Origin of the sequence: Flavobacterium defluvii, from assembly GCF_900129555.1 — a bacterium.
Taxonomy (GTDB): domain Bacteria; phylum Bacteroidota; class Bacteroidia; order Flavobacteriales; family Flavobacteriaceae; genus Flavobacterium; species Flavobacterium defluvii.
In genome coordinates, this window is the sequence record NZ_FQWC01000001.1 from 753,244 (window position 1) to 770,032 (window position 16,789).

Annotated in this window: 12 protein-coding genes; 4 read left to right on the forward strand and 8 right to left on the reverse strand. The window is 33.8% G+C overall.

Features of this window, described 5'->3' with window-relative positions:
• Nucleotides 1-24: 24 nt before the first annotated feature.
• The 4 genes from BUC29_RS03290 to BUC29_RS03305 all read right to left on the reverse strand — a co-directional run bounded on the left by BUC29_RS03290 (nt 25) and on the right by BUC29_RS03305 (nt 3,698).
• Complete coding sequence (locus BUC29_RS03290; RefSeq protein ID WP_073413303.1) at nt 25-1,092, reverse strand: efflux RND transporter periplasmic adaptor subunit; 1,068 nt, start codon at nt 1,090-1,092, stop codon at nt 25-27.
• A gap of 9 nt (nt 1,093-1,101) precedes the next feature.
• Nucleotides 1,102-2,436: a TolC family protein gene (locus tag BUC29_RS03295; RefSeq protein ID WP_073413305.1), complete on the reverse strand. Its 1,335-nt coding sequence runs from the start codon at nt 2,434-2,436 to the stop codon at nt 1,102-1,104.
• A 31-nt stretch (nt 2,437-2,467) separates the two neighbouring features.
• Nucleotides 2,468-3,067: a TetR/AcrR family transcriptional regulator gene (locus tag BUC29_RS03300; protein ID WP_073413307.1), complete on the reverse strand. Its 600-nt coding sequence runs from the start codon at nt 3,065-3,067 to the stop codon at nt 2,468-2,470.
• A 109-nt stretch (nt 3,068-3,176) separates the two neighbouring features.
• Nucleotides 3,177-3,698 carry a YceI family protein gene (locus BUC29_RS03305; RefSeq protein ID WP_073413309.1) on the reverse strand — a complete coding sequence of 174 codons (522 nt, stop codon included), beginning with the start codon at nt 3,696-3,698 and terminating at the stop codon, nt 3,177-3,179.
• 266 nt (nt 3,699-3,964) lie between these two features.
• On the opposite strand from BUC29_RS03305, the gene BUC29_RS03310 reads away from it, so the two are divergent.
• Complete coding sequence (locus BUC29_RS03310) at nt 3,965-4,939, forward strand: polyprenyl synthetase family protein (protein WP_073413311.1); 975 nt, start codon at nt 3,965-3,967, stop codon at nt 4,937-4,939.
• A gap of 147 nt (nt 4,940-5,086) precedes the next feature.
• Here the strand turns inward: BUC29_RS03310 and BUC29_RS03315 are convergent, their stop codons facing one another.
• From BUC29_RS03315 to BUC29_RS03325, 3 genes are all read right to left on the reverse strand, one after another.
• The gene (locus BUC29_RS03315) at nt 5,087-6,955 is read right to left on the reverse strand and encodes an alpha,alpha-trehalase (RefSeq protein ID WP_073413313.1); all 1,869 of its coding nucleotides are present in this window, start codon (nt 6,953-6,955) and stop codon (nt 5,087-5,089) included.
• The gene (locus BUC29_RS03320) at nt 6,945-8,165 is read right to left on the reverse strand and encodes an MFS transporter (RefSeq protein ID WP_073413315.1); all 1,221 of its coding nucleotides are present in this window, start codon (nt 8,163-8,165) and stop codon (nt 6,945-6,947) included. The genes BUC29_RS03315 and BUC29_RS03320 overlap by 11 nt, the downstream gene beginning before the upstream one ends.
• A gap of 320 nt (nt 8,166-8,485) precedes the next feature.
• A complete protein-coding gene (locus tag BUC29_RS03325) occupies nt 8,486-11,125 on the reverse strand; it encodes a TonB-dependent receptor (protein ID WP_073413317.1) in 2,640 nt (879 codons plus the stop codon).
• 165 nt (nt 11,126-11,290) lie between these two features.
• On the opposite strand from BUC29_RS03325, the gene BUC29_RS03330 reads away from it, so the two are divergent.
• Both BUC29_RS03330 and BUC29_RS03335 read left to right on the forward strand, forming a co-directional pair.
• Entirely contained in the window at nt 11,291-12,316 is a 1,026-nt protein-coding gene (locus BUC29_RS03330) for a LacI family DNA-binding transcriptional regulator (RefSeq protein WP_073413319.1), read from the forward strand.
• 41 nt (nt 12,317-12,357) lie between these two features.
• A complete protein-coding gene (locus BUC29_RS03335; RefSeq protein ID WP_073413321.1) occupies nt 12,358-12,711 on the forward strand; it encodes a hypothetical protein in 354 nt (117 codons plus the stop codon).
• 621 nt (nt 12,712-13,332) lie between these two features.
• Here BUC29_RS03335 and BUC29_RS03345 read toward each other — a convergent pair.
• Nucleotides 13,333-13,884, reverse strand: coding sequence for a hypothetical protein (locus BUC29_RS03345; protein ID WP_073413325.1), 552 nt, complete (start codon nt 13,882-13,884; stop codon nt 13,333-13,335).
• Between the two features lie 116 nt (nt 13,885-14,000).
• Here BUC29_RS03345 and BUC29_RS03350 point away from each other — a divergent pair, with 116 nt between their 5' ends.
• Nucleotides 14,001-16,778 carry a 2-oxoglutarate dehydrogenase E1 component gene (locus BUC29_RS03350; protein ID WP_073413327.1) on the forward strand — a complete coding sequence of 926 codons (2,778 nt, stop codon included), beginning with the start codon at nt 14,001-14,003 and terminating at the stop codon, nt 16,776-16,778.
• Nucleotides 16,779-16,789: the final 11 nt, after the last annotated feature.

Sequence of the window (16,789 nt, forward strand, 5' to 3'; positions counted from 1 at the left end):
AGCTCACGGCTTATAGCCAAATAATTATTTAATAATTTCTACTGTATTTCCGTCTTGTAAGTTAATCTGACCCGTAACAATTACTTTTTCACCATCAGATAAACCTTTGATAATTTCTACTTTATCACCCAAAATTCTTCCTGCAACTACCTTTCTTAATTTTGCAACACCGTTTTCTGCAACAAAGATTTCGTTACTGTTCACACTTCCTACGAATGCATTTCTCGGAACAACCATCAAGTTTTGTTTTTGTTGGTTTGATGCGAAGTTTGCAGTTCCGTACATACCAGCTTTTAAGTCGTTGTTTGCATTGTTTGTGATTTCAATTTCAACTGGGAAATTTAAAGAAGCATCTGCTTTTGAAGCTATAAAAGTAATTTTTCCAGAGAAATTTTTATCAGGATAAACACTAGCCGTTACATTAATATAGTTACCAACTTTTAAGCTTGCAACCTGATTTTCATTTACTGTAACAACCAATTTTAATTTAGAAACGTTTACAATATCAAATAAAGCTGTAGCTGGCATTCCTGCTAAAATAGATCCAGGCTCAATATATTTTTTATTGATAAATCCATTAATTGGAGCTTTTACTTTAGTATCTCCAACATTAATGTTTGCTTGTTTTAAATTAGATTCTGCATTTGTCAAAGCCAATTTTGCCTGATCCAATTGTTGTTTTGTAACACCGCCGGTTTTAAATGCATTTTCGTATCTGCTGTAATCTGATTTTGCATTTTGATATGCTGCCTGCGCTTGTTGTGCATTTACATTAATAACATCTCCTCTTACTGTTAATAATGTCTGACCCACTCTTACATAGTCTCCTTCTTTAGCTAAAACGCTGATAACTTTTCCGGATTTTTCAGCAGAAAAAGTTAACTCCTGAATTGGCTGAAAGTTTCCGTTTGCAACGAAATCTAATGAAACTTCTTCTGTTTTTACCGGAGATACTTTTACAGAAACTGCTGCATTTTTTTCGGCAACGATATCTGTTTTCGCTTTATTCTTTTTCTTATTATTATTTAAGACATATCCAATTACACCCAGAGATGCAATTATGATTACGATTGTTATAATAGTTTTCTTCATTGTAATTAGTTATTTAATAAGAGATTTAAGTTCGCCTTTTGATTTGATTAGAGATATTTCGGCAATTTTATAATTTAAAACTGCTCTTGTATAATTATTTTGAGCTTCAAGTGATGCATTTTCAGCGTCTAATAAATCCGTCAAAGATGCTAACCCCTGAAGGTAATTGTTTTTGGTATTACTTAAAATTTCAGTTGCCAAACGCATATTTTCTTTTTGATTTTCGATTGTAACAAGGTTATTCTCGATTTGAGCCATTGCATTTTTGTAATCTAAATCAAGAGAAAGTTTTGTGTCTTTAATATCTTCCTGAAGCGATCTGATTTGAACATCTGCTTGTCTTACTTTAGCACGGGTTCCAAAACCTGTAAAGATTGGTACATGCAGATTTAATCCTATTGCAGAGAAATCTGACCAGTAAACTCCATCTTTTGGTTTTCCAAACCATGGAAATTCAGGCCCCTGACCGATATAATTGTAACCAGCCGTTAATGAAAGTGTTGGGTAATACCCCGCTTCGACTGCTTTTTTGTTTAACACTAAAAGCTCTTCTTGTTTTTTCAAAAGAAGATATTCTGTTCTGTTTTCAATATTTGGTTCTTGTGTCAAGGCTGCAGGAACAACTTCAAATTCTTCTTTTGGCATTTCGATTTGAGTTTCAATTGGCATTCCCATGTAAAACTTCAAAGCATTTTCCTGTAAAGTAATTTGGTTTTTAATCTGCTGGCGTTCTGTATCAATATTTGACATTTTTACGACGATACGATCTAAATCAATTTTTTTAGCAAGACCATTATCATACTGACCTTTTACGATATCACGAACTTTTGTTGTATTTACGTAATTACTGTCTAACAAAGTCAATCTTTCTTTTTGTACATAAACAGAATAATAGTTATTTGCAACTCTTTCAATAACCTGCTCTTCTGTTAACTGATCGTTGATTTGATAAAACTCGCGTGTTGTTTTTGCTGCTCTCAACCCTGTAAAAACAGACTGATCGAACAATGCCTGTGTTAATGAAACTCCAGCTGTAGAAGTCCATTTTTGACCAAATGCTGCCTGAATTGTAGTTCCTGGTGCGCCAAATGCTGCTCCGTCAATAACTGTAGTCTGAATTACCGGATTATACGTTAAATTTCCGTTTGCAGAAATCTGAGGCAATGCTCTTGAACGTACTTCCTGAATTTGATATTCACTGTTTTCAACCTGAAGTTTTGCTTTTTTAGCATCGGCTTTATTTTGAAGCGCGTAGTTAACTGCGTCTTTTAAGGTTAAGTTGGTTACTTGTGCGTTGACCGACAGACCAATTGTGCACAAAAATATAAGAACTATTCGTTTCATATGTAGTTAAATATTATTTATTGATTGATGATTATGCCTTAATTTTTTGAAGTTGTTTTTCTAATTCGGCTATACCTTTTGGTGTTGCCATTGCCCGGGTATGATATTCTAATGCTTCTAATTCTATTCTTTGCGCTTCACTTTCAGAAACCGTATTTTCGTTAATATGAAAAATCAATGTATAGTAAAACTTCACATACACTTCTACATTCAAATCATTTCTGTACAATCCTTCGCGAACTCCTTTTTCGCTATTATCTCTAAAACACTGTGTACACTGATCAATTTCGATAGAAAGGATATTTTGATAAATCTCAGGATAATGCTTTTTCAACTGGTAAATTGGAGAAGTATCAATGTTATTTTTAAACATATCACGAAACATTTCTCTAATTTCAAAGTTTTCATGAATCGCATTATAATTCTTAGCAATAATCGTGTCCATAATTTCATGAACTTGTCTATGAACCATTGAAGTGCTTTCTTCAATTAAAACTTCTTTATTACAGAAATATTTGTAAATCGTTTTTTTTGAAATACACATTTCTCCTGCAATATCATCCATTGTAACACTCTTAAAACCAAGCTTTAAAAAAAGTTCGCTTGCTTTTGATATTATTTTCTCTTTCATTTTGATTTTTCCGATTGCATTACAAATATAGTCAGGAAACTAAAATTCTAAAAACAGTTTCCGTTGTTTTTGTAATAATTTTACATTAATTTATTCAATATGTAAGAATTTATATGCTGAATTCTAAATTTGCAATCAGCTTAATATCTTTTCCAAGAGCCAAACCCCCATTATGCTGAAAAGAATTATAATCTAAACCAAAATCCTGACGCTTGATATCGCCTTTAATTTCAAAAGCCACTTTCTTTTCTCCGTTATAAGTATTCACACCAATAAATTCTGCATCGAGTTCTACAACCCGAGTCACATCTTTTATGGTTAAATCTCCTTTAATGAAATTTATATTGTTATTAACTTTTTGAAATGAAGTCGATTTAAAACTTATGATTGGATGTTCATCTGCATCAAAAAAATCCTGAAGCTGCAAATGGGAATCAACCTGCTGAAAGCTTTCGTTTTTATTATTAATATCAAGTGAAAACTCAACCGATGCATCTTCAATTTCATTATCTTCAAGACTTACATAACCGCCAAATTTATTTATAGCTCCTCCTAAATACGCAATTTTTGAATGTCTCATTTTTATTAAAACATCTGATTGAGTAGAATCTAAAGTCCATGTTGTTTTCATAAATACCTAATTTTATTGAGTTTACAAACTCACTTAAACCTTCATGGAAACTTTTTAAGTGTTCTTAGTTTCCATTTCATGCTGCAAATATATACAGGAAACTATAAATACCAAAAAAGTTTCCAAGTTTTTTTGAAAAAAAATTAACATATTTGTCACTAACACCTTGCCGTAAATTTTGAATGTTTTGCAGCAATTGAAATTTTGAACCCAAAAATTCATAATTGAATTGTATCTTTGAGGCTCGTAAATCAGAATTTCATTTTATGCACGATATAAGTCAGTACCAGGATTTTTTTATTGAATATTTAAAAAAACAAGACATACATAAAGAACCTACAAATCTTTACGAACCTATTGAATACATTTTAGGACTTGGCGGAAAACGTATGCGTCCTGTACTTACTTTAATGGCTGCGGAAGTTTTTGATACTGAATATAAAGTGGCGCTTCCGGCTGCAATGGCTGTTGAAGTTTTTCACAATTTCTCTCTTGTTCATGACGATATTATGGATGATGCGCCTTTGAGAAGAGGACAAGTTACAGTTCACGAAAAATGGAACCTCAACACGGGAATTCTTTCGGGCGACACCATGTTAATTCTGGCATATCAATATTTTGAGCAATACGAACCTGAAGTTTTTAGAGATCTTGCGAAACTTTTCAGCAAAACGGCGCTTGAAGTTTGTGAAGGTCAGCAATGGGATGTTGATTTTGAAACCCGAAAAGATGTTACAATTCCTGAATATCTGAAAATGATTGAATATAAAACCGCTGTTTTAGTTGCTGCAGCCATGAAAATGGGTGCGATTGTGGCCAAAACTTCTGAAAAAGAAGCCAATTTAATTTATGATTTTGGATTAAATTTAGGTTTGGCTTTCCAATTACAAGATGATTATCTAGATGCTTTTGGAGATCCTGAAACTTTTGGAAAACAAGTTGGCGGCGATATTATCGAAAACAAAAAAACCTATTTATATTTAAAAGCTTTAGAATTTTCAACTCCTGAGAAAGCTTCAGAATTACAAAAATTATTCACTTTGCAATTAGAAGATAACACTGAAAAAATAGAAACTGCTAAAGCTATTTTTAACGAATCCGGAGCTTCAAAAGCAACACAGGAAGCGATTGAAATGTATACTTTTAAAGCTTTTGAAACTTTAGAAAAATTAGACATTAACGCTGAAAAGAAAAATATTCTGAGAACTTTTGGAGAGAATTTAATGGGCAGAAAAGTTTAGTTTTTTGTCCTGAATACAAATAGTAAACCCGACAGATTTTAAAAACCTGTCGGGTTTGTTATTTTCTACGTCTAGAGGGCTTCGACTTCGCTCAGCCTGACAAACGTTATCATAAAAATGAGTGTCATCCTGAGCGAAGTCGAAGGCTTATGAAAACAAATCATCGGGATCAACTAAATCTGATAATTTTTGTTTTAAATCCTCTTCTAAAATTGTCAAACCGAATTGATATGAAGCGTTCATCCACCCAAAACCTTCTTCGGTTATGTAATTAAATTCGGTTCCTACGTTTCCGTATTCGGCAAAAATTTTGTGTGAACTTATCGATAAATCAAACTTTTCGGGAATTGTTCCGTTGTAATCAACCGCGTTTCTGGTAATCAGCCAAAGCCAGCGATAAACCATTTCCTGTGCTTCTTCATTAAAATTATAATTCAGTAAACCTTCCCATAGAAGCATTTGATGCGGCGCCCAGCCAAACGGATAATCCCATTGTCTTGTTGGCGAATTATCATCAAAACCGGCGATAGATTCTTTGGTACTTCCAGAAATTCCGCCTTTCATTTTAAACTTCGGAAGTGTTTTTTTAACTAAAATATCGGCTTGTTCCGGCGTACTTATTTTTGCCCAAAGCGGATAAAAAGTTGTCGCAGCATCAAAAACATGCTGTTTTTCGTTTACAAAATCATAATCGAAATAAATTCCCTTTTCTTGATTCCATAACAATTTGTTTATTTTTTCTTTTCTCGAAGAAGCTTTTTGCAGCCAATATTCGCTTGAAAAAGATTTATCTTCAAAATACTGAAATTCGTTTTTAAAGTATTTTTGAATCAAAAAAGCAATGTCTGTTTCATATTTATAAAGCAAACTGTTAATTGCAACGGTATTTAAATTAGCGCAGACCCCAACCAATCTATGAGTTGTATCGTGTCCGCTTTCGCGCATGCTTCGGTCGTGCGTAAAATACTTATCAAGTTCAGGATCAACAATTTCTCTTTCGAGATATTTCTTTTCAAATTCACGGGTTGAGAGATTATATTTTGGCGCATATTTTTCCAGAATATCATCAAAATGTCCTTCTTCAACCTCAAACGGAAGTCCAATTCCTTCTGCTTTATAGCGATTTAAACCATTTGCAGTAAGTCTTTTTCCTTCTTCCATCCAAACCGTTAAATATTCTTTTATGGTAGTTTTTAAATGTCTTTCAATCCAAAAAATATCCGGATTTGACTTTTCTAAAACATCCATAATTAAAGATGTATAAAGCGGCGGCTGCGTTCGGGTTAAGTAATAACTGCGGTTGGCATTTAAAATTTTTCCGTAATGATCTATTTGATATTTGAAGTTTTCGGCAATGCCCAAAGCAAGGTCAATTTTATCATCAATCAAAAGTCCTTTGGCAATAAAATAACTGTCCCAGCCGTACATTTCGTTGAATCTTCCGCCGGGAACGACAAACGGTACGCCCGAAATTTCATTGTTTTTTATTTGAAGTGCCAAAGCCAGAATTCCCGGTTTTTTGTTTAGTGATAAAACGTATTCGGGAGTAATATTCTTAGGCAATTGTACCACTTTTAATTTTGGCGTTGTGGCTTCTAATTTCTTGAAATAATCAAAAACAATTTCGTCGCCAAAAGGCACATATAGATAGGCAAATTCATTTTCGATTTTATCGTCTTCCAGAATTTTCTTTACGCCCGTTGCGTCAATTGTTCGTGTAAGACCATTCCAGTATAAATCTTTTATTTTTCTTGAAATACGCTTTACAGGATCTTCGGTAATTTCATTTAAATCAATAACTGCAAATTCTGTATTGTTTTTTTTAGCCAAAGCCAATTCCTGCAATAAGTTAGAAAGCTGATACGTTCCTTCAATTACTGCCGAATTTCCGTTTTCATCATTCAATAAAAACTTCTTTGGACCGTTATCATCAATCGTAATTTTTTTATCGCCGTCAGTATCTTCCTGAGCCAATAATTTTTCGATGGTTTGGGTTATATGTAGTCTAAATTTCATCTTTTGCAGTTATTTTTTTAAGAATAAAAAAGGAGATCAGTAACAAAGTCATCGGAATTAAGGTGAAATAAAATGCTTTTTCCGGCCCTTCGTTTTTAAAAAGCCAGCCTGTTATTCTGGATCCTAATGTTCCGCCAAGTGCAGAAAAAATCACGATTAATCCGGTCATGGAACTTTGCAAATTCTTTGGTAAAGCGCTTAATACAATTGAATTTAACAGCGGATAAATAGGTGCAATAAATAATCCGATTAAAGGAAATGCAAAACCAATTAACGGAATATCTGAAAGTGTCTCGATGTTTTTTACTTCTAACCCAACTGTTTTTGGAAGTACAAATGTTACCAAAAGCATAGCGGAAATAATGCAAAAAGTCAATACCCAAATCCAGTTTACTTTTTTGGTTACAATTCCGGCAATCAATCTTCCAATCGCTAATGAAACTGCTAAAATACTGGCCATCATTATGCTGATATTTTCCGGCAGATGAAGCACTTTTGTATTAAATGTCGGCAGCCACGAAAGTATTCCCTGCTCGATCATTACAAATAAAAACACACTAATTACAAAAATAACAGTCAGCAGTTTTGCCATCAATTTGAACATCTGCAGAAAATCATCTTTTAGGTTTGCTCCTGCTGCAGCTTCAGTTTCTTCGAATTTTATAAAGAGTAAAAATAGAAACGATAAAAACGATAATCCGGCTAATAACCAATATACATTAAGCCATGAATCCCGATCATTTTCATTATTAAACGCCGGAAATAAAAAATAGGCCAGCGCAATTCCTACCATAAAAAATCCTTCAATACTGCTCATTAAGGCGTTGTGTTCTTTTTTGGTTTCGGTTACGGTTCCTATTAATGAATAAACAGAAACTTTTATCAAAGCAAATGAAACTCCAACGGTTGCAAAAAGAATTTTGGCATTGTCAAACGAGTTTCCAAAATACATAGAAATACAGGCCAAAGTCACTAAACTCAATCCTATTAACATGGCTTTTCTATAGCCAATTCGGGGCAAAAAAGAGGCTATAAAAAAGGATACAATAGCAATTGGCATGTCTTTAAAGGCTTCTAAAATACTCGCCTGAACCTCATCGACTCCATAATTTTTCTGCGATTTTAAAATCACAATTCCTACGCTGTTTAATAAAATAGCGAAGACAAAATAATTGAGGTAAAGTGAGATTTTAATTCCTATGTTTTTCATTTTTTATATGCTTTGTGGTTACTGTGTGGAGACGCACTGCTGTGCGCCTCTACAGTATACCATATACAATTTGTTTAACCCGTTGAGGATAAATTTAACACATAAAAACATAGTTTACTTTGCGTTAAAAGGCGTTTCACTTGCATTAATTCACATAGATAACTATGTGTGGAAACTAGTTTCTTTTTTGTTCTTTTTTAAAACAATAAAATCTATGTTTCTATGTGTTTAATATTTTTACAAACTACATTTATTCGTTGTGGTTACTTTATGGAGACGCACTACTGTGCGCCTCTACAGTAACTTTGAGTACATTAAATTTAGAAATTAATCGCTACCGAAAATCTAAACGCGCGTCCTAAAATAGGTCTTGCCATAAACACATCGCTTGCTGCAGATGTAGTTTGTCTTGGATCTCCTTCTGTTAAACCAATTTCGTTGAATAAATTTGAAGCATCGACTGCGAAACGAAGATTGTTATACGTATAATTTAACCCTGCTCCAACTTCTTTGTAAGCCGGCAAAACTTGTTTGTTATCCTGATTAGTGTATTTTTTATCATAATAAGAAAACTGAACGTAAGCTGTAAAATCTTTTGTTATATCAACTTCTGGTCTTAGGTTACAGAAAAATTTAGGGATTCTTCGTGCTGTATTTCCGTTAAAATCAAAAGTAGAACCGTCGGCATTTGTTCCGGTAAAGTTGTCGTATTCTGGTTTTTGAACTGTGAATGTAAAGTTCAGTTTTGCGAATTTATATCTTGCATTCGTTTCGACTTCTAGACCAATATTGTTTACGTCGGCAAATTTGTTTTCTGAAGATCCGTCTGATAAAATATCTGTGAAAGCAACGTTTTTCAAATTCATGTGAAACAAGTTGGCATTTACAGAGAAGAAAGAGCTTGAATATTTATACCCCAATTCAAATTGATTTACTTCTGTATTTTCCAATTTGCTTAAATCGGCCGCGTTATCATAAAACGATTCTTCAATTGGAGATCTAAAACCGTGGCTGTAACGAACGTAAGAAGCCATATTGTCGTTGAATTTGTAATTTCCGGCAGCTGTATACGACCATTCGCTTACATCATATCTCCAGTATGTATACGGATTTCCTTTTACCGTTGTTACCGCGTCGTCAGCCGTATTGTTGTCTAAAACTCCTAAGTTTTCTGCAAAAAATCTGGCGTTGTCTCTGTATCCGGAATATTTATCTTTATTATATCTTAAACCTGCGTTGAAGGTTAAATTATCTGTGGCTTTAATTTCGGCATCAGCATAAATATCATTCAAAAGACCTTTTGTCTGTGCATCTCTTTCGAGCCATGTAATTCTTTCGATACCATTCCAGGTGTGATCAACTCCTGTTGTATTATCTTTTACATTTAATAATCTCGGATTATCTGAAACGCTTACCAAATACGAGTTCCAGTTCCAGTATTGATTTGATTTCCAGTTAGAATAGTAGTAACCCGCTGTTAATTTCACAGGATCTAAATCAAAAGAAAAAGAGAAATTGTTCGCAAAGTTGTTCATCTTTTTCTCGATGTGCCAAAGATCTGCTCTCATAATCAAGGCGTTTGGATCCAGCGTTTGTCCGTTATCTACATAACTATAAGTCAAATTACTTGCCGTTGTGTTTTGAACTCCTGTTGCATACGCATCTTGTGTCCAAGGTCCGCCATTTGGAAAAATAGCATTGTAATTTAAATCAATGCTGGTTTGTTTAAAAGCATTTTTGAAAGTCACTTTTTCAGAAATTTTCTTTTTGAATTCAGCTCCAATTGAGTTGATAATTGGATGAGAACCATCTTCTAAATCTGCACTGAAAGTTCCACCTCCATATTGAGGAACATTTAAATGACTGAAATTAACAGAAGTCAGAGTTCCATAATTTGGATTAAAGCCCGGAATTCCTTCTACTTTTCCGTTATTGCTTTTTAACGGAATTGGCAAATAGAATGTATTTCTGTCGTCAAGATGTTTAAAATTAACTCTTAAATAGTCATTGTCGTCAAATTTATAGGTAAGATTTCCTTTTATTTGTCCGCCTTTGTTAGCCGTAAAACCAGTATTTCTTACTCCATTATCCGTTCTGTAGAATCCGCCGACATTAAAAAATAATTTATCCTGAACTAAAGCGCCAGATAAATTAAGATCGGTTCTGAACATTCCGTAATCTGAAGTTGTGAATTTTGCTCTTCCCTGAAAATCATTCTGACCCGTTTTCGTAATGAAGTTGATAATTCCACCCGGAGCATTATTTGCAAAAATTGACGCAGAACCTCCACGAACAGCTTCCATTTTACTAACCGTTTCGTCAAGTCTGTAAAATGTATCGGCGTTGGCAAATTGTAATGCACCATCTTCAAAAACCGGTAATCCATCTTCCTGAATTTGTACATATTCATACGCTCCTGCTGATGGAATACCTCTTGCAAAAAGGTTGTTTCCAATTTCTCCTCCAGATGCTTCAACCACAAATCCCGGAATTGTCTGTAATAAAGCCGCCGTGCTCGATGGCGCTCTGTCTTCGATTGCTTTTGCTCCCATTGTGGTAATGGCAACACTCGATTCTAATTTCGATCTCGGGGCAGATGAACCCGTTACTACAACTTCTTTTAAACTTTGAGATTCGGTTTCTAAAAGTAAATCTGTAACTACTGATTCTCCTTCTTTTACCGAAATTTCTTTGCTGTATGTTTTGTAGCCCACATTTGTAGCTTCTACAATATAATTTCCGGCAATAACATCTGTAAAAACGTAACGTCCGTTTTCATCTGTTATGGTATTTTTTCCAGTATCTTTTAAAGATACATTTGCTCCCGGAATAGATTGTCCGGTTTCGTCTAAAACTTTTCCGGAAACGGTGTTTTTTGCCTGAGCAAATACCTTATTTTGAACAGTAATTAAGCATATTATCAAAAATAATATACCTAAATAAGAATGTTTCTGTTTCATGATTTTTTGGTTTAGTTAGTAAATTTTTCATTTATACTGTAAACTTAAAACACTAATTAAATACAATTTAGCAATTCTAAATCGAAAACGTTTTCGAAATCACCTAAAACGTTTTCGGAAATATATTTTTTATCAATCAAGTTTATTTTTTACTACATTTATTTCATGAATGATACAAAGTTAATAGATATAGCCTCGGCCTTAGGAATATCGGTTACAACGGTTTCAAAGGCATTAAAAGGATATACAGACATTAGTAAATCGACGCGCGCCAAAGTTATCGAAATGGCCGAATCGATGAACTATATGCCTAATTCTGTTGCGGTGAATTTACGAACCAACGAAACCAAAACGATTGGTGTTATTATTCCGGCGACGGTTCATCACTTTTTTTCGAGTGTTTTAAATGGTATTTTGGAAGAAGCCGAAAAAAGAGGTTATCTGGTTATCATTCTACAATCGAATGAAAAATATGAAATGGAGAAAAAACAGCTTGCTTTATTAATTCAAAAGCGGGTTGACGGCGTTTTGATGTCACTTTCTAATGAGACAGATGATTTCTCTCATATTAATGACGCCATCCGAAAAAATACTCCGGTTGTTTTATTTGATAAAATTGCCAAAAGAGTTGATTGTTCCAAAGTGGTTATTAATGATGCCAAAGCGGCTTTTGATGCTGTTTCGTATCTTATAAATAAAGGTTATAAAAAAATTGCACATTTTAGAGGTTCTTATGTTCCTCAAAATTCTATTGATCGTTTTCTTGGTTATAAACGTGCACTCGAAGCGCACGGAATTGAGTACGATTCGAAACTCGTTTATGTTTGCGATAATAATACCGATTTTGAAGACGGCTACGAAAATGCTCAAAAAATCATGACTGAACATCCTGATATCGACGCTATTTTTGCGATTACAGATTTGGTTGCTATCGGAATTATAAAATATTTTAATGAGGCGGGCATAAAAACGCCGGATCAGGTTGCGGTTTTTGGCTTTAGCAACTGGTTTATGAGTACTGTTATTTCGCCTAAATTAACAACAATCGATCAGCCGGGATTTGAAATGGGACATACTGCTGTTTCGATTTTAATTGATGAAATTGCCGATATAAAAGAGCATCGAAAAGTAGAACATCAAATTATAGAACTTCCAACGAGAATCATAGAACGAGAATCGACGGTTAAATGATTTTTTAGTTTTAACTTTGCGTAAATTATTAAAAAGCATCAATGTTTCCGATTCCTGAAAATACCGATTTTTTATTGGCTGATGCCGAAAAAGAAAATTTATATTTAAGCTTAATCGAACAGATTAACAAAGATTTTAATCTGGCAAATGAAGGGATAGATTTTCCGTTAAGCATTTCTCCAAATGAATTAAAAATTCAGCTTCACGAAAAAATCTACAGAATGATTCAGTACAAATTTGCCGAATATTTAAACCTGCTTTACATTATTGATGTTCCCGAAAATGAAATCAAACAACTCGACGGTTCTGATTTGGTAATTCTGGCTGAGCAAGTTGCTTTTTTAATTTTAAAAAGAGAATGGCAGAAAGTGTGGTTTAGAAATCACTATAAATAGAGGTTCTAAGTTGCTTAGATACTAAGGCTGTTAGATTTTTTGATCACGAAAGCTTTTTTTCTAAATAGAATTTATATTCCATTTGTTGTTTATTGCTAACACTTTAATTTTATTTCTTTCATTCTCATCTAACGATTTTAATTTAAGAACTACATCCGTTTTGGTAATTCCTTTTTCACCAAAATTAATTTTTACTATACCATTGTTAAAATTAATTTTGTCAGGCTTTTTAACATAAGCAAAAGGAAATTTATTCAGAAAATAATCAATATCACGAGTTAAAATTATCGGAAATGAAAGTTGTTTAAAAAACTATCTTTCTTAAATCCCAATATTATAATTGCATTTTTTGTTACATATAAATCACAATGATTAAATAAGAAATTAGTATTTCTTAATCCTATTGTAAAATTAAAAGTTCTAACCTGTTCACAATAGAAATCTACTTCAACTTTAATGTTTTCAATTAAAAATTCATATTGCTGTTCTCTAGTTTTGTTTAAAGATTTCGTGCCGAAAATTAGCAGAAATAGTAAACTTGAAATCATTATGATTGGAATAAACATATTTATTTTACTTAAAAAAAACTTAGAATCTCAGCATCTTAGAACCTTAGCAACTCTAAAAATATACTCTCACAAAAGGCATAAATCCAGACCCATAAAGGCTTTTATCAGGATCATATAACACATCGTAACGAGCGCCAATTGTCACATTTCCGGTTCTGTAACCAGCTCCAAGATATAAGGCTGTATTCCAGTAAGCATCAGAAAAAGCTGGTCTGTTGATATTTGATTCATATCTTGTATCTATTCTTACCTGTTCTAATTCGGCAGATAACTGAACCTCGGGAATTGGGTTTACAAGCGTAATTAAACTTCCGCCATAAACATAAGATTCGTAGTAGTTTTTTGAAGATAAATAGCCAAATTGAAGTCCAACTCCAACGGCAAAAATTTCGTTAACATTGTAAATGGCACTTGGCATTACAGAAATGTCGGTATATCCGGAACCAATTCCTAAACCCAGACCGCCTCCAAATTGTACTTTATCCCAAAAATGATTTTTGTTATCAATAATATACGTTTGCTGCGCATTTGCATAACTTGAGAATAAGACTGTCAAAATCACAAAAAAAGATCTGCAATCGATTGAAAATTGTTTTTTATTCATAGTTAACGTTTATTTTAACAAATTTTTACGTAAAAGTACGTAAAAAAAAGATTTAAATAAAGGCGATTGTTGTACTTTTGCCATTCTATTTAACAAAAAGTATATTCACTAATATTATGGATAGGTTTTCATTTTTAAATGCAGCGCATACCGAGTTTTTTGCACAATTATACGATCAATATTTAGTTAACCCAGACAGCGTTGAGCCTAGCTGGAGAAGTTTCTTTCAAGGTTTTGACTTTGGACAAACGACTTATAATGACGAAAATCCAGTGCAGACGATTGTTGAGTATGTGACTAGCCCAAACACAGATTACAGTCAGGTATCAGAAAAACTGCAAAAAGAATTTAACGTTCTAAAATTAATTGATGGATACCGTACACGCGGGCACTTGTTTACAAAAACCAACCCGGTTCGTGACCGCAGGCAGTCTTCTCCAACTTTAGATATCGAGAATTTCGGATTATCTGCAGCTGACCTTCCTACTGTTTTTGATGCTGCACAAACAATTGGAATTCCTCCTTCTTCATTAGAAGCTATCGTAAATCGTCTTAAAACTATTTACTGTCAGCATATTGGTATTGAATATATGTACATCAGAAATCCTGGCGTTGTAAAATGGATTCAGGATAAATTAGCTGTAAATACTAATCAGCCTAATTTCTCTACAGAAGAAAAGAAAACGATCTTAAATAAATTAAACGAAGCCGTATCTTTTGAAAACTTCCTTCATACTAAATATGTTGGTCAAAAACGTTTCTCATTAGAAGGTGGAGAATCTATCATCCCGGCTCTTGATGCTTTAATTGAGCAAGCTGCTGAAAAAGGTGTTGAACAATTCGTAATGGGAATGGCTCACCGTGGTCGTTTGAACGTTTTGGCAAACATCTTTGGAAAATCTACTCAGGATATTTTTGGTGAATTTGACGGAAAAGACTACGATCAGGAATATTTTGATGGTGACGTAAAATACCACTTAGGTCTTACTGCCGACAGAAAAACAAGATCTGGAAAAAGTATCAACATCAATTTAGCGCCAAACCCTTCTCACTTAGAAACTGTTGGAGCTGTAATTGAAGGTATCACAAGAGCAAAACAAGAAAGACATTTCCCGGAAAATATTTCAAAAGTATTGCCAATCGCTGTTCACGGTGATGCTGCAATCGCAGGACAAGGTATTTTGTATGAAATCATTCAAATGTCTTTATTGGACGGATACAAAACCGGAGGAACGATTCACATCGTAATCAACAACCAAGTTGGATTTACAACAAATTATTTAGACGCTCGTTCTTCTACTTACTGTACAGACGTTGCCAAAGTAACGCTTTCACCAGTATTACACGTAAATGCTGATGATGCTGAAGCTGTTGTACATGCTGTATCTTTTGCATTAGACTACAGAATGCAGTTTGGACGTGACGTATTTATCGATTTATTAGGATATAGAAAATACGGACACAACGAAGGTGACGAACCTCGTTTCACACAGCCAGTTTTATATAAAATCATTGCAAAACATAAAAACCCAAGAGACATCTATGCTGAGAAATTACTTTCTGACGGCGTAATCGATGCATCTTATGTAAATGCTTTAGAAAAAGAATACAAATCTGCTTTGGAGGAGAATTTAGAAGCTTCTCGTAAAAAAGATTTAACAATCATTACTCCATTCATGAAAAACGAATGGGAAGGTTTTGTTCAGGTGACTGACACGCAAATGCTGCAAAAAGTTGATACTTCTTATCCAAAAGAAAAATTAACTCAAATTGCAAATGCACTTTCTAATTTACCTGAAGACAAAAAATTCATCAGTAAAATTCAAAAATTAATCAACGACAGAAAAACAATGTTCTTCGAAACTAATCTTTTAGATTGGGGAATGGCAGAACATTTAGCGTACGGATCTTTATTACAAGAAGGTTTTGATGTTCGTATTTCCGGACAAGACGTAGAAAGAGGAACTTTCTCTCACCGTCATGCAGTAGTTAAAGTTGAAGATTCTGAAGAAGAAGTAATCTTAATCAACAGCCTTGAAGACAAAAAAGGAAACTTTAATGTTTACAACTCTCACTTATCTGAGTACGGAGTTTTAGGTTTTGATTACGGATATGCATTAGCAAGCCCAAAAGCTTTAACAATCTGGGAAGCACAATTTGGAGATTTCTCAAACGGAGCTCAAATCATGATTGACCAGTATATTTCTTGTGGTGAAGATAAATGGAACAACCAAAACGGTATCGTTCTTTTATTGCCTCACGGATACGAAGGACAAGGTGCTGAGCACTCTTCTGCAAGAATGGAACGTTACTTACAACTTTGTGCAAGACATAATATGTATGTTGCCGATTGTACAACGCCAGCTAACTTCTTCCACTTATTGAGAAGACAATTAAAAACAAACTTCCGTAAACCACTTGTAGTATTTACTCCAAAAAGTTTACTTCGTGACCCAAGATGTGTGTCTCCGGTTGAAGATTTAGTAAACGGAAGCTTCCAGGAAACAATTGACGATACTACAGTAAACAAAAAAGATGTTAAAACTTTGGTTTTCTGTACAGGTAAATTCTATTATGATATTGTTGCAGAAAGAGAAAACAACGGAAGAAAAGATGTTGCAGTTGTTCGTATTGAGCAATTATTCCCTTTCCCTGTTGAGCAGATCAAAGAAATCATTGCACAATATCCAAATGCAGATGATTATGTTTGGGCTCAGGAAGAACCTAAAAACATGGGAGCTTACAGCTATATGTTAATGAATTTTGATCTTGTAAAATGGAGATTAGCTTCATTAAAAGCATATTCTGCTCCTGCATCAGGAAGTTACACACGTGCAAAACGCCGTCATGCAGATGCAATTAGAATGGTATTCGATAAAAATTTATTTAGATAATTAAAAAAATG

Coding starts and splice junctions, on each gene's coding strand:
- BUC29_RS03305 (WP_073413309.1), bottom strand. CDS start 3,698: ATGAAAACAACATGGACTTTAGATTCTACTCAATCAGATGTTTTAATA.
- BUC29_RS03290 (WP_073413303.1), bottom strand. CDS start 1,092: ATGAAGAAAACTATTATAACAATCGTAATCATAATTGCATCTCTGGGT.
- BUC29_RS03350 (WP_073413327.1), top strand. CDS start 14,001: ATGGATAGGTTTTCATTTTTAAATGCAGCGCATACCGAGTTTTTTGCA.
- BUC29_RS03295 (WP_073413305.1), bottom strand. CDS start 2,436: ATGAAACGAATAGTTCTTATATTTTTGTGCACAATTGGTCTGTCGGTC.
- BUC29_RS03300 (WP_073413307.1), bottom strand. CDS start 3,067: ATGAAAGAGAAAATAATATCAAAAGCAAGCGAACTTTTTTTAAAGCTT.
- BUC29_RS03320 (WP_073413315.1), bottom strand. CDS start 8,165: ATGAAAAACATAGGAATTAAAATCTCACTTTACCTCAATTATTTTGTC.
- BUC29_RS03325 (WP_073413317.1), bottom strand. CDS start 11,125: ATGAAACAGAAACATTCTTATTTAGGTATATTATTTTTGATAATATGC.
- BUC29_RS03315 (WP_073413313.1), bottom strand. CDS start 6,955: ATGAAATTTAGACTACATATAACCCAAACCATCGAAAAATTATTGGCT.
- BUC29_RS03345 (WP_073413325.1), bottom strand. CDS start 13,884: ATGAATAAAAAACAATTTTCAATCGATTGCAGATCTTTTTTTGTGATT.
- BUC29_RS03335 (WP_073413321.1), top strand. CDS start 12,358: ATGTTTCCGATTCCTGAAAATACCGATTTTTTATTGGCTGATGCCGAA.
- BUC29_RS03310 (WP_073413311.1), top strand. CDS start 3,965: ATGCACGATATAAGTCAGTACCAGGATTTTTTTATTGAATATTTAAAA.
- BUC29_RS03330 (WP_073413319.1), top strand. CDS start 11,291: ATGAATGATACAAAGTTAATAGATATAGCCTCGGCCTTAGGAATATCG.